The sequence below is a fragment of the Actinotignum schaalii FB123-CNA-2 genome, from assembly GCF_000411135.1.
GTDB classification, from domain to species: Bacteria; Actinomycetota; Actinomycetes; order Actinomycetales; family Actinomycetaceae; genus Actinotignum; species Actinotignum schaalii_A.
Window position 1 is genome coordinate 501,850 of record NZ_KE150263.1, and the last position, 13,664, is coordinate 515,513.

Here is a 13,664-nt window from a genome sequence, read left to right on the forward strand (position 1 = left end):
GTGTCCTCCTTGGGATGTAGTGGCGGGCGCGCGGCCCGCTGAAAAAAATGCCCGCTTCTCACGCGGATAAGAGAGGCACCACCCCCTATCCTGGGTCACCCGGCACGCGGCTGGTACAACGTTCACCATTGCTCGTTTTACCAGCTAGCACTACCGGCACCGTTATTTCTTGGCATTAAGTGTAGTTCAGTTCACAACATTCGGAAAGGGTTGGAGCAGCGATAACGCTGTGTGCGAGTTCGCTGGACGCGGATCCGGAGCCAGGGCTAGGACCAAGGCCGCGACCACCTTCCCACCCGCCTGCCCGATGGCGCGGGCACAACCAGCCAGCGTAGAACCGGTGGTCAGGACATCATCGATGAGGAGAACCCGCCTGGGAATGGTGATACCAGGACGTATCCGGATTCCACGGCCTTTAGCGGCACGTTCACGCTGCCCGGCAAGGTGGCGTTTTCCAGCCCGGGCACGTTTTTCTTCCGCCACGTATATCACTCGCGCCAGGAGCTGCGCCGGTAGCGTGCCGAGCAGCCCACCGCCCCGATTTTCTCCGCTGAGAAGGACGGGCGCGGCGTGGGCATCTACACCCCCGGCACCTAGCCCCCGCGCCGCGGCCTGCGCCAGGTGCCCGGCGATGAAACGCCCGGCCCGGTGGCGCGCCGCTCCCGAGGGCGCGGGAATAACACTGAGCGCCGTGCCTTCCCAGAGCGGGGCGAGCTGCCGGCAGCGCTGCGCAAAAAGAGTGGCGAAGCGTGCGGTGAGTGCGGCGTCGTTCCCATGTTTCCAGGTGAGGAGTGCTTGCCGGCGCACTCCGACGTATTCCCCCAGGGCGAAAACCGGGAAGAGGGCTTCTTCACGACCATCGGGGAGGATCTGCATGAGGGCCGGGGCGCGGCCTTCCCCACCGCGCCACCTGCCGGCTACCTCCCGGGTGCAGGCCGGGCACAGGGTGGCATCCCAGGCCCCGCATCCGGCACACCAGCGCGGAAAGATGAGGTCACCCAGGGCACCGGCCCAGGAGCGCAACGCACCGGCACCGGCTCCGCCACCGCGGGCAAACAAGCCGCCACCGGTGTGAGCTGCGCCTAGAGAAGCGCCTCCGTGATGGGCGGAGAGGACGCGCGGGGGCAGCTGCGGCGTCGTACCAACAAACATGGTTTCAGCGTGCCGCACCTTTCCCGGGAACGCATCCACTCGCAAGCAGCCTGTGGATAAGCACGGCGTTTGGGAAACTTGTGGACAGCTCCCCGAACGGCGCAGCTACCCCGGCTACCCCGGCTACCCCGGCTACCCCGGCTACCCCGGCTACCCCGGCAGCACGATATCCGTAACGCCGGTCGCGACCGGCCGCCACGCCCCGCCATCGCGAGTAGCAACAACCTGCTGGTCGGTAAGGACCACGATCGATTGCTCCCCGCGCCCGGCAGTCAGCCGCACCGAACCGGGATAGGGCGTGACGTTGAGGCGTTCCATGGGTCCGCCCACCCGCACCGCGAAAATCAGCGGATCTGTACCGGCGGTAGCGCGCCCGAGCACCGCGATATCCGTACTGGAAATCCAGGCCACCGAGCTCACATCCGCCAGGCGCTGCCCCACCTCTAGCGGATCTCCGAGAGCTGTCGGCTCGTGGCGGGCATCGCGCTGGATGGGAGCAATGAGCATCTGCACGGTATCCCCCACCTGCGCCACAATCAGCAGACGCGCGCCTTCGCGTGAAGCCCGAACTTCCCGGATCCGCGCGCCCTTGAGGAAAGGCGCGGTCAATTCACGCACCCGGCCGTCATCAGCAGCGGCCAGCACTACACCCTTATTATCAGTTTCGGACGTCCACACCCAGCCCCAGTAGTCGTAGGAGGGCTCCACCAGGCGCTCCCCGCGGACCATCGTGAAGGGCTGGAAACCATCGCTTCCCACCCGCACCAGGGCATCGCGCTGCGCGGTGAGCAGTGCGTAGGAGGCCACCGAATCGGAATAGTTCCCGGCCATACGCGCCACGTGAATATCGTCGAAGACCCCGCTGGCAAACACCGGGCGGGTCTTGCCTTCTTCCACCTTGTAGGGCCGGTTGTTCTCCAACACGGTGAGGTCATAAGCCCCGTACGGATACGTGGGCAGATCCGCGATGGCGATGGGATCCAGCGGCTCACCCGACACCGTAATATTCACCGAATGCACCGGTACCACGCTCTGGCCGGTAAAGGAGCGCTGGATCTGCTGCACGGCGCGCGCCTGGGATTCCCGGCTGAGGGTGGAGATTTCCGCTGTGACATCCAGAGTCAGCACCCCGCTTTCCAGCTTCGGGCTGGAGGCCATGCGCAAAGTAGTGGGAATTTCCGAATGGACCGCATCGGCAAGCCAGGGCGAGGGCCCGGCCAGCAGCCCGGCAATCGTGGAAGAAATAAAGGTCATCCGCGGGTAGAAACGCAGATCGGGAACCATGGTATCCGAGCCGGGACCGATGAAATAGAGCGGGGTACGCACGTACATGGAGGCGAAGAGGCTATCGGTCATCATGACGCCGTCTTCCAATTCGGCGATGCGCCATTCACCGCTGGCATTACGATCCAGTTTGAAAGTGGTGGAGTGAATGGCGTCCGTGGAGGCCTCGGTGTAGCGCCCACCGGTATCCACGGTCCCCTGCGCGGTCACCGAAATAACATAGGTGCCGTCCTCTCGTTGGGTGGGGGAAATGTTTTGGGAGTTCGGGTACACGCGCACCTGGGAACGCGGATTCCAGGTGCGGCCGGCTTCTTTGGTGAGGAATTGGCGGGCGGTAGCGTAATCATCGCCCGCCCCGCTGCTCCCGGCCAGCAGGAAACCGCGGATCACTTCTTCGGGTGAAGCACCGGTAGCCGGGCCGGCCGGGGTGAGGCCGAAAACAGCTTCTTCGGTGGGTGGCACGCTCGCCTCATTGACCGGCCCGGAACGCGGCAGTCGCCCGCATCCGGCCAACGCTAGGATCATCACGCTGAGCAGCACCGCGAGGGCACGTCCCAGCCCGGGTTTCTTCAGCACGTGCGCGTTCATGCGTCCTCCTTCCCCGCAGAACCGGTGGGCGCTGCTGTGCCGGTGGGCGCGCTTGGGGTGTGCGTCGTCGTACCGGAAACGGCAGTACCCGGCGCCGCAGGTTTGGGCGACGCCGCCGCAGCGGCCCCGCTGCTTGCGTCCGCGGGCGCTACCGCCATTGCGCGAATAGCTGGAATCGTGCCGGTGGTACCCACCGCGGGCAGGGACCCGGTGGTATCCGCGCGCACGATCTCAATGGGAATATCCTCGCTGTCCTCCCAATCTTCCGCGGCAGCCACCCGCAGGGGCAGCGGCGGGGTGAAGGCCGCTTTCTGGGTACGGGGCACGGTGAGGAGGAAGGTAGATCCCACCCCCAATTCGCCGGTAGCTTGCAGGCGCCCTTCGTGGAGCAGGGCGTCTTCGCGGGTGATGGTCAGGCCCAAGCCGGTTCCTCCCGATTTTCGCACCCGGGAAGTATCGGCACGCCAGAAACGGTCGAAAACGTGGGAGGCCTGCTCGGGGCTCAGACCAATACCGCGATCGGATACTTCCACCGCCACCGCGGTATCCGAACCAACCACCCGCACTTTAACGGGCCCGCCTTCGGCATGTTCCACCGCGTTCACCACGAGGTTGCGCACGATACGTTCGATACGGCGCGAGTCCACGCTGGCCACGGTTTCCCCGCGCGCGGAGAGCGTGACGGGCACCCTGTTCGCTTCGATGAGGGGCGCCTGGGAGATGATCACGCGCCGCACAATTTCTACGACGTCGATTTTGCTGGTTTCCAGCACCATCGAACCCGCATCGAAGCGGGAAATCTCCAAGAGATCGGAGAGCATGGTGTCCAGAGAAATAAGTTGGGAATGCTGGAGTTCAGCCGAACGCCGCAGGCTGGAGGGAAGTTCGGAACGCTTATCGTAGATGAGCTGGCCGGCCATCCTGATGGTGGTGACCGGGGTGCGCAATTCATGAGACACCGCGGATACGAAATTCTGCTGCACCTGGGAGAGCCGTTCGAGGCGGGTGAATTGATCCTGGAGGGATTCTGCCATCTGGTTGAAAGCGGAGCCAAGCTGGGCTAATTCGTCTTCCCCGCGATCATCCATCCGCACATCAAAAGCGCCCCCGGCCAGCTGGCGGGCGTTTTCCGCCGCGGCTCGCACCGGCTTCAAGACCACATTAACGAGTACACCGGTGGCCACCGCCACGATGGTAAGAAGCGCGACAGTGGCGAGCATAAGCACCCGGGAAACCTGCGCCACCGTCACCTCTTCGTTTTCCAGAGAATAGAGCGTATAAAACTCATACATGCCGGCATTGGGAAGGCGCACGGTCGCACCGATAAGAATCCCGGGGAGGGTGTATTCCTCCCCCTTCGCAATAGCCACTGCCTGCCATTGCGGGCTGGAGGATTCTTGCACGGCCTCCCGCAATTCGGGGGTAAGCACATCCATGACAGTTGCCGGAGTGGGAGCCCCCACATCAGCTACCAGGTAATTACCGGTATTCTGCCCTGGCGAGCGGATGAGGGCCGTGCCCACCACCCCGCGGATCGGTTCAAATTGGGAGCGCACCTGCGCGTTCGCAATTTCCTGAACCGCGCCGGAGGTTTGGGCATTGGCCGAGTCAAAAACATATTGGGCTTGGGAGCGGGCGCCGTAAAATTGCTCGGTGGCAGCGCTGACGGCGCGGTCATAAAGTTGCGAACGCGTTTGGTTAGCAACAATAACCGCGGTCACGATACTCGTGAGCACCCCGATAGCCACAATCGCGGAAACCACTCGCGCGTTGAGAGAGGTGCGCCAGGATTGCGAAAATGAGGTGAGCGCGCCGCGCCCCATGCTCCCGAGGCTGCGATGAATATAGCCGCGCCGCGAAAATTGACTCACTCCTGGGTTGCCCCCGCCCGGTAGCCCACCCCGCGCACGGTAATAACCACCTCGGGATTATCCGGGTCCTTTTCCACCTTGGAGCGCAGGCGCTGAATATGCACGTTAACGAGGCGGGTGTCGGTGGAATCGTGGCGGTAGCCCCATACCTGCTCGAGGAGTTCTTCGCGGGAGAATACCTGGTAGGGCTTGCGCGCCAGGGTGGTGAGCAGCTCAAATTCGAGGGGGGTCAGGTGAAGATCTTCCCCGTTACGCGTGACCTGGTGGGCGCGCGGGTCGATCACCAGATCGGCAACCCGCAGCGTTTCCACTTCCGGTTCGGTGCGCCGCAGTCGCGCCTTAATGCGGGCCAGCAGCACCGAGTTCTCAAAAGGCTTGGTGACGTAATCATCCGCCCCGGCTTCCAGGCCGGCCACCACGTCCACCGAATCGGTAAGGGCACTCATCATAATGATGGGGACATCGCTTTCTTCACGCAGCTGGCGGGCGACCTCCACCCCGCTCATTCCGGGCAGCATGACATCCAAGAGCACAATATCCGGTGTTTCCGCCCGGAAAATAGGCAGAGCATTGGTGCCGGTGGCACACACCGTCACGGCGTATCCTTCCGATTCCAGCAGGATCGCCACCATTTCAGAGATACCGGGATCGTCATCGACCACAAGAACGCGCATAGTCATAGCGCCATTTTCTCACGTTCGTGCCAATCGTGCAGAAAAATGCGCGAATAGCGTGCGCGGTGAGCGCGGCGGCCACGAAGCGCAAGGCGCACGGGGCGGGCATAACGTGTGCGGACTGGGCGCGGAGCCGAAGAGGCGTCGTCGTACCTCTAGTTATCTTCCGGCGTTTCCGTTTCCTCGCTACGCACCACGCTCAGGCGCGGACGCACCGCCACATCGGAGGGGCGGCTCACCTTCCGGGTAGCGCGGGCAGGTTCGGGTGGCTGGCGGGTGGCGGTTTCGCGGATGGCATCCGCGAGCGCCATGAGATCGGTATCCGAGGGCGGTGCCGGCTCAAATTCGGTGCGCAGGCGGATCATCTGCCAACCGCGCGGGACGGTCACCGATTCGGCGTGCGCTTCGCACAGGTCAAAGGTGCCCGGGGAAGCCACCGGTGAGAGCGGCCCGATCACGGCGGTTGCTTCCGCGTACTGGTAGGTCAACGTGGCAACGGCCGGCTGCTGGCACGTGGTGCGGGAACACTTTCTCAACGGACTCACGCCTTAGACGTTAGCACGCCCGTGTAACCTTGGGGTATGGACACTTTTCCTTCCACGCCTCGCCCCCGCCGCCGTGATCGGCACGGACGGGGAATTCAAGGACCGGTGCTCCCCTATACCCTGCCGGCCTGGCGCACCCGGGCAGATAAATTCGACGATATTATCGCCTCCGAACTAGCCACCTACCGCGCCCATTTCGGGGAAGAAATGCGCGATCTTGATTTCGCGGTCATGGATGTTCCGGCCTCCGATCCTTCGCCTTGGGAGGACGGGGTTCCCCTGGCGCGCCTGCTGCCTTTCGAGCGCGGCGGCGCGGTGCGGGCCCGGCTGCTGTTTTACCGGATGCCGATGATGCGTACCGCGATGGCCAGCCCTTTCCCGCGTATTGTGATTCACGATATCGTCACCGAACAGCTCGCGGCGGCGATTTCCCGCCACCCCGAGGACATCGATTTTTTGCGGCGCGGTTTTTAGTTTTTCTGGTACGACGCCGCAGCTGCGGCCCGCGTGCGCGCGTTTATGCGCGCCGCGGCGGCCGCGGTGGTGCGTTTTTGTTGATCGTGCACGCCTAGGTTGCTCGCACCGCGGTTTCTAGTTCTGGCGCACCGCGACACGGGCAGAGAGCGCCTCGCGCTGGTCGGCAACCGCGCCCACCCAGTCAATGCCGCTCGCTCCGCCAGCTTCCCCGTTCGGGGCACGAACAAGCGCGGCGGCACTCACCGGGTTTTCTGCCTCAATGCGGTATCCGCGAGCAGCTTCGGGTAGGTCCACCGTGGTATATCCCGAAACTTGGGCGTTCACGGGGTCAAGATCCACACCGTCGGCTCCCACCGGGGTGATCTCAACGTGGCCGCGCCCGGCCAGCGCAAGGCGGGCCGGTCCGGGCCCGAAGCTTCCCGCGGTGCGGGCGGCCGGAGCAACCGGACTGGCCCAGGCGGTATCTCCCCCGCCGCCCAGTAACGCACCCGCGGCGAGGGGCTGCGGCCCACGCACCTGCACCGCGTAGGTACCCGGGTCGATACCGGCCAGAGTGAGATCCATAACGGAATTTGCGGCGATGGCCACGTCCTCTCCGCCGGGAAGGGTGCGGGTGGTGCCGTCTTCTGCGGTGAGCTGCACCGTGAAAGTGGTGGCTTCTCCCGGGTTGGCGATGCGCAGGGTGGAGCCCTCCGGGATTCCCGGGATGGTGAGTTCCGTGGCGGCCGGGGCACCGGTGGCGAAATCAACCCCGGCGCCGCTGGTACCGGAAATATGCTGATTTTGCAGGGTCGCTCCGAAAGTGCCGGCCGGGGTGCTCAGGTGGAGGGCGAGGCGGGAGTCTTCGGCGAGCAGCCCGTCCAGGGTGTGACGTACGGTGGAACGCCCGGGAACGGCCACCCGTACCGTGCCGAGCGGCCCGGCACCGCCCAGGGCATCGACCCGGACAGTAATGGGCGCGGCTCCCGGATTGGTGAGAAGAAGCTGGTTGGAGTACCCCACGGTGGTGGCCGAGGCGGTGATCCACAGCTCCCCCGCCCCGCTCACGCAAGGATTCGTGGCCAGGCCGCGCCCGTTACCGCCCTGGGCACTGTAGGACACCGCACCGGAGAGAACCTCCCCAGGATCGGCGCTCAGTATGGTTCCGGCGGGTAGCGCAGCGCGCGCCTCCTTATCCGCGGTACCGAAGAGTAGCACCTGGGTGGCGATATTATCCGCGTTTCCCCCGGGGGTGCCCTCCACGGTCATACCCGCGGAAATGGTTTGTTCAAATCCACCACCGCACAGCAGCTGGGTGGGGGCTTCTCCCGCGCTCGCCACCTCGGCTTCTACCGCGCGGGGAGCCCCGGTGGGAAGCACGACGCCGGCCGCCGCTGCCGCGGCGGCGATTCCCAGCACCGCGAGCGCACTCCCGGCCCGCACCGTGAGGCGGCGCCAACGCGCCCCGCGCCCGCTGGCGCGCCCCACTTCGGTTTCCTCGCGAACCTGCTCCATTACTCGACCACCTTCCGGCGCACCGGGATGGCGACCACGAGCGCCGCGACCACGGCGAGGATCCGCGCGCCGGCCACCAGAGCATCCCCGGTGCGGTTATAGGAAATTGTCAGGCGCCCGGAGCTCCCGGCCGGAATCTCAAAAGCTTGGGCCCATCCCGCGTTATAGGTGGGAAGAAGCTGGCCGTCCAGGCGGGCCTCCCAGAGCGGGTCCTGGCGTTCGGCCAGTCGCACAATCCCGCCGTTACGTCCCGCCCGTGCGGGTAGCTCGGTGTCCACACCGTAGCGCCCGGCGGGCAGTGCGCTGCCGTCCAGGGTGAGGCGCGCGGCATCCACGGCGCTCGCCTCGCTGCGGGTGAGTCGCCAGGAAAGCATCTGCTCATTGGCGCTGATCATATCGAAACGGCCGGTTGCGCCCAGGGCGCGGGCCAGTTCCCCGGCGCGCGGAGCTTGCGCGGGAATAACCACGTAGGAGATAGCGTGTTCGGCTAAGGTTTCCGCGGCGCGCGGGTTTCCGGCGTTCATATCGGCGACGGCGCTAGCCACGTCCGCCGCGGCGGCATCATCCGCGGATGTTCCTTCCAGGGCCGCGAGCGCGCCGGCCATGGTGCTATCGGTGAGTTGGCGGCCCGGCCCGCGCCAGATTTCGGCTCGAATACCGTTCTCGGCCGGATAGAGGGAGAGGACCCGCACCCGGTCCGGGGAGGATGCTTCGAGGATGGCAGCGGCCGGCACCGAACGGCCGGTTTCTGGGTGCAGCTCGGTGGTGCCGGTGAGGGCGCGGCTGAGGTAGAGACCCGATCCGGCCAGGGCACTGAGGATCAGGACCGCGACCGATCCGAGACCCAGGAGCTGGAAAAGCCCGAAGGAGCGTCCGCTCATATCGGTACGCAGGCCATCCCCGGCGCTCACCAGCGCGATCCACAGCCCGCCGAGTGCCACGCTCAAGCCGATGCCGCTCCAGGCAGGCGCGCTGAGTGCGGTAGCGCCGTCGTACACCTGGGCCACCGAAACATGAGTGGAGGCGACCGCCCAGGCGAAACCAGCCGCGGCTATCAGCCAGCCGGCGCGGATGCGCTGCCAATTGCGGGCGCGCCCCAGGGCCAGTACCGCGATGACCACGAGGCACACCGCGCAGATCATGGCAATCTCCCCGAGCCACGGGAGGGACTCCGGCTGGGTGAGCGGGAAGAAGGAAAGGAGATCGAGCGGGCCCGGGCGGGCCGCGAAAGGCTCTCCCGGGGTGGCGAAAAGCAAGCGCCAGGATGCTTCAAGCCCGGGAATGACCACCGCGGCTGCGGGGATCGCGACCCACAGCCAGCGCAGGCGCCGCCAGCGCAGTGCCCCCACCAGGGCAACGAGAAGAAGAACGGCGAGCATTACCGGGGCAGCCGCCGCCAGGTAGATACCAGCTAGGGCCGCGGTGCCCAGGCCCGCGGTGGATTCGATACGGTCGCGGGTGCGGGGCAGGCGCCATACGGAGAGCACCGAGGCGGCCAGCACCGGTAGGAGAATATGGACGAGAGCTCCGGCCACGTGACCCGCGCTCAGCGCCCCCACCAGGGGCCCGGCCCCGGCCCAGACCAGGCCGGCCACCGCGCGTACGTGCGGAGAGAAGGTGAGGGTGCGGGCCGCCCAGAAAGCCGTCATACCGGCCAGCACGGGGGCGCACAGAAGCAGGAGCACCGCGGCGTCCCCCAGGGTGCCCCCGAAGGGTTGCAGTACCAGCGCCAGCGGGGAGAGTAAAGTCCACAGCGCGTCGATGCGCCCGGGGCTGCCATCGCCCACCGCGAGCCAGCCGGGCAGGCTAGCGCGCAGCAGTTCCGTGCCGGTCAGGGCATCGGGGCGCAGCGCTCCGCCCGTAAGATATCCGCCGCGCAGCAGCGGGAAAGCAGCCACACCCGCCACGAGTGCGGTCAGTAGGAGGACGGTGCTCCGGGCGCGTGCGGTGGACCGGCGCCAGCGCCGTCGTTCTGCTTCTTCGAGCGGATTCGGGCGCGCCACCAAACGGATTTTCTCCCGTTCACTGCGTGTCATTTCGCGCCGCGCCGCGCGCACATCACGCCCGCGAGCTTCGAGGGCCGCGAGTCCGGCGCGGCTTTTTTCGGTGCGCCGGCGCCGCCGCCGCGCCCGCATCAGTGCCGGAAGGCTCCCGATCAGCCGAGCGGCCCCGCGCACTTCACCGTCCGCAAGCCGCGCCTCTTTGCCCAGCAGTCGCACCAGCGCCCGCACCGGGCCGAGTAGCACGTACCCGAGGAATAGGACGGGCGCGAGCAGCGCGGGTGCGGCAAGTACGGAGTTGTAGAGTTGCGCGGCGCGGCGCGCCGCAAAGGAATCACGGCCGTCCTCACCGAGGGAAACACGCGCGTGGCGCACGGTAGCAGTAGGTTCCACGACGACGCGCCAGCCCGCTCCGCGCAAGCGCCGCGAGAGTTCGAGCCCGTCCCCGAAGGGCCCCAGCCAGGTATCGAAACCGCCGACTTCACGCAGGGCGCTAGCGCGCACGAGTATGCCGGCGCTTCCCACCGCGAGGACATCGGAGCGCCCGTCCAGCTGCCCACCGTCGCGGTCATCGAGGGCGACTTCCGGAACTCGCCGCGCGCTGCGGGTGGCCCGGATTCCGACTTCCAGAAGTGCACCAGGATCGGACCAATCCACCTGTTTGCAGCCCACCGCGCCAATATTCGCGGCGTTTTCCAGGGTGCGGGCGAGGTTCGCGAGGGCTTCCGGAGCGGGGGCGCTATCGTCGTGCAGGATCCAGTAGGCGTCGTAGCCGGTGGTGGATTGTGCGGCAGTCGATTCAGCGGTGGTGGACTCGCCGGCGCCGTGTGGTTCACCGCTTGATTCACGGGAGTCCGCGGCAACCGCGTTATTGACAGCTGCCCCGAGTTTTCCGGTAAGCACGCTGATGGCATCGGGTTTCCGGGTGGAGGATTCCAGCGCGGCGAGGGTGTCCTCCAGATAAGCGGAGCCCGGCCGGGTGATAACGAGAGCGCGAATTCTGAACTGCATTGCTGTTGATGCTACGCCAGCGCGGGCGCTGGGCGGTTATGCCTCGCCGACGCGGCGGCGTTGCCGGCTCAGGCGCCGGCGGTCATTATCCGACATACCACCCCAGATACCGTGACGAATATCATGCTGGAGGGCGTATTCGAGGCATTCCTCCCGGACCGGGCATTCGTGGCAGATCGAGGTGGCGGGGGCGGTGGAGCCGCCTTTTTCAGGGAAGAAAATATCGGGATCGGTTTGAGCACACAGCGCAGATTCACGCCAGTGCAGCGATGCCGAATCAGCTTTCTCATAACCGAGGTCGAAGATGTCGAGCATGGCGTCCTGGGCGTCCTGCGGCGTCAATCCGCCGTTCCCCGCGACGCGCAAGCCGGGGTTAATCCTCCGCACATGTCCTCCTCTAACCAAGGTGTCTTTATAAATTACAAGCGTGTCATACCCCAAAAGTCAAGCGAAAGCGGTATATTGCCCACCCGAACTTCCGTTCGAGTTCGGCGTGTTGCCGCGGCCGGGTGCGCCTTGTGCCGCGTGGGCGATTTGCTCACAATCACCGCGGGCGTAACCGGCCCGCCAGCACCCGAAACCGACCTGGCCGGTGGCGCCCGGCCTGCAAATAGGCAAAAATGACCCTATGCGTGGAATCATTCTGGCCGGAGGCTCCGGCACTCGACTTCATCCCGTTACGCTGGGCACCTCCAAGCAGCTGGTACCCGTGTATGACAAACCGATGATCTACTATCCCCTGAGCACGCTGATGCTCGCCGGAATCCGTGACGTCATGGTTATTACCACACCCGAAGATGCCCCGGCTTTCCACCGGCTCCTCGGGGACGGCAGCCAATTCGGCATCAGTATTTCCTTCGCGGTGCAGGAAGTGCCCAATGGGCTGGCCACCGCTTTCACCATCGCCGCCGATTTCATCGGTAACGAACCGGCCGGGCTGGTGCTCGGCGATAATATTTTCTACGGCCCCACGATGGGACGTCGCTTGGAACGCAATACCAATCCGGATGGTGGCGCTATCTTTGCGTACCATGTTTCGGATGCGCGCGCCTACGGCGTCGTCGAATTTGACGAAAACTTCAAGGCGATCTCCATTGAGGAAAAGCCCGCCCACCCGAAATCCAATTTCGCGGTACCGGGCCTGTACTTCTACGACAATGACGTTATCGAAATCGCCCGCAACCTCGAACCTTCCGCGCGCGGGGAATACGAAATCACGGATGTCAACCGCAAGTACCTGGAGGCGGGCAAACTCAAGGTTGAGGTGCTCGACCGCGGTACCGCGTGGCTGGATACCGGCACCTTCGATTCCCTCGCGGATGCCACCAGCTTCGTGCGCACCATCCAGGCACGCCAGGGGCTCTCGGTGGGGTGCCCCGAGGAAGTAGCGTGGCGGCGCGGGTTCCTCAGCGATGAGGAGCTGCGTGAACGCGGGGAAAAGCTGCGCAAGTCCGGCTACGGGGACTACCTGCTCGGGATCTTGGAAGCCCAGCACGATATTCCTTCGGCAAGCTACTAAAACGAGCTTGGCGGGCACGTAACTCTAGTCCGTAACACGGGACTCGGGTCCGCCGTTCGGGCCCACTCACATGAAGCGGGGCGGCTGACATGGTGTCGGCCGCCCCGTTCGTGTGCCGTGCTAGTCCACTGCTATTCCGCTAGCCCCGGCACCCAGCTAACCCAGGTACTCGGCTAGCCCAGGTACTCCGCGAGCACGCTCGGGGCCGCGGCTTCCCAGCGTTCCTTCCAATCCCCGATAGGCTCGATACCGGCCCGGCGCAGGGCGCCGTGCGAGAGCACCGAGAAATGCGGGCGCGGTGCGGGCCGGTTGAAGGCAGCCGCCGTCGTCTCCCCCACCATCGCCGGGTCTTTACCCAGCGTCGATACGATCTCACGGGTGAAATTCCACCAATTCGTCTTCCCCGAGGACGTGCCGTGGTAGGTCCCGGAGGGAATATTCGCTTCGACCATGCGGTAGATAAGATCGGCGAGGTCCACCGTCCAGGTGGGTTGGCCCACCTCATCGGTCACCACGGAGAGCGCATCGCGTTCGCAGGCCAGGCGCGCCATCGTCTTCGGGAAGCAATTGCCCTGGGCGCCATACAGCCACGCGGTCCGCACGATATAGTAGTCGTCCGTTTCGGCACGCACCGCCCACTCCCCGGCCGCTTTGGTGCGCCCGTAGGCACCCTTGGGGTTCATGACGTCATTTTCTTCGTACGGGTCCACGGCATCGCCGGAAAATACATAGTCGGTGGACACCTGCACCAGTTTCGCGCCGATCTGCGCGGTACGCCGGGCTAGGATTTGCGGGCCGGTTGCGTTAATGGTGAAAGCTGCCGCCTCCTCACTTTCGGCTTTATCTACGGCCGTATGCGCAGCAACATTAACGACGACGTCGACCTTATCGACCAGGTGCGCTACCGCGGCCGGATCGGTAATATCCAGCTCGCTCTTATCTACGGCGAGCACGTTCTGCCCCCGCTGTGCGAGCAAAGCAACGAGATCCTGGCCGAGCATTCCCCGACTTCCGGTAACCATCCAGCGCATGGGTGTCCTTTCCTTGTC

11 protein-coding genes are annotated in these 13,664 nt (G+C 65.3%); 2 read left to right on the forward strand and 9 right to left on the reverse strand.

The features are described 5' to 3' along the window. Positions 1–186: 186 nt before the first annotated feature. From HMPREF9237_RS07450 to HMPREF9237_RS07470, 5 genes are all read right to left on the reverse strand, one after another. Positions 187–1,152, reverse strand: coding sequence for a ComF family protein (locus HMPREF9237_RS07450; protein WP_039898913.1), 966 nt, complete (start codon positions 1,150–1,152; stop codon positions 187–189). 150 nt (positions 1,153–1,302) lie between these two features. Then, entirely contained in the window at positions 1,303–3,024 is a 1,722-nt protein-coding gene (locus tag HMPREF9237_RS07455; protein WP_016443132.1) for an LpqB family beta-propeller domain-containing protein, read from the reverse strand. Next, on the reverse strand, positions 3,021–4,895 hold the full coding sequence (mtrB, locus tag HMPREF9237_RS07460; protein WP_231366717.1) for an MtrAB system histidine kinase MtrB: 1,875 nt from the start codon (positions 4,893–4,895) through the stop codon (positions 3,021–3,023). The genes HMPREF9237_RS07455 and mtrB overlap by 4 nt, the downstream gene beginning before the upstream one ends. Next, a complete protein-coding gene (gene mtrA / locus HMPREF9237_RS07465) occupies positions 4,892–5,575 on the reverse strand; it encodes an MtrAB system response regulator MtrA (protein ID WP_016443134.1) in 684 nt (227 codons plus the stop codon). The genes mtrB and mtrA overlap by 4 nt, the downstream gene beginning before the upstream one ends. Before the next feature lie 149 nt (positions 5,576–5,724). After that, positions 5,725–6,114, reverse strand: coding sequence for a DUF3499 domain-containing protein (locus HMPREF9237_RS07470; RefSeq protein ID WP_016443135.1), 390 nt, complete (start codon positions 6,112–6,114; stop codon positions 5,725–5,727). Between the two features lie 36 nt (positions 6,115–6,150). Here HMPREF9237_RS07470 and HMPREF9237_RS07475 point away from each other — a divergent pair, with 36 nt between their 5' ends. Beyond that, the gene (locus HMPREF9237_RS07475; RefSeq protein ID WP_039898916.1) at positions 6,151–6,588 is read left to right on the forward strand and encodes a metallopeptidase family protein; all 438 of its coding nucleotides are present in this window, start codon (positions 6,151–6,153) and stop codon (positions 6,586–6,588) included. 117 nt (positions 6,589–6,705) lie between these two features. On the opposite strand, the gene HMPREF9237_RS07480 is transcribed toward HMPREF9237_RS07475, so the two are convergent. From HMPREF9237_RS07480 to HMPREF9237_RS07490, 3 genes are read right to left on the reverse strand one after another with little or no spacing between them, the layout of a single operon-like run. Next, complete coding sequence (locus HMPREF9237_RS07480; protein WP_016443137.1) at positions 6,706–8,085, reverse strand: DUF5719 family protein; 1,380 nt, start codon at positions 8,083–8,085, stop codon at positions 6,706–6,708. Continuing rightward, positions 8,085–11,096, reverse strand: a complete 3,012-nt coding sequence (locus tag HMPREF9237_RS07485) for a glycosyltransferase family 2 protein (protein WP_016443138.1) — start codon at positions 11,094–11,096, stop codon at positions 8,085–8,087. Before HMPREF9237_RS07485 ends, HMPREF9237_RS07480 begins: the two co-directional genes overlap by 1 nt. Before the next feature lie 36 nt (positions 11,097–11,132). Beyond that, positions 11,133–11,411, reverse strand: a complete 279-nt coding sequence (locus HMPREF9237_RS07490) for a WhiB family transcriptional regulator (protein WP_039899145.1) — start codon at positions 11,409–11,411, stop codon at positions 11,133–11,135. Positions 11,412–11,724: 313 nt separating this feature from the next. Between HMPREF9237_RS07490 and rfbA the strand changes: the two genes are divergently transcribed. Beyond that, positions 11,725–12,615, forward strand: a complete 891-nt coding sequence (gene rfbA / locus HMPREF9237_RS07495; protein ID WP_016443140.1) for a glucose-1-phosphate thymidylyltransferase RfbA — start codon at positions 11,725–11,727, stop codon at positions 12,613–12,615. Between the two features lie 173 nt (positions 12,616–12,788). Here rfbA and rfbD read toward each other — a convergent pair whose 3' ends face one another. Continuing rightward, positions 12,789–13,646, reverse strand: a complete 858-nt coding sequence (gene rfbD, locus HMPREF9237_RS07500) for a dTDP-4-dehydrorhamnose reductase (protein ID WP_016443141.1) — start codon at positions 13,644–13,646, stop codon at positions 12,789–12,791. Positions 13,647–13,664 lie beyond the last annotated feature (18 nt).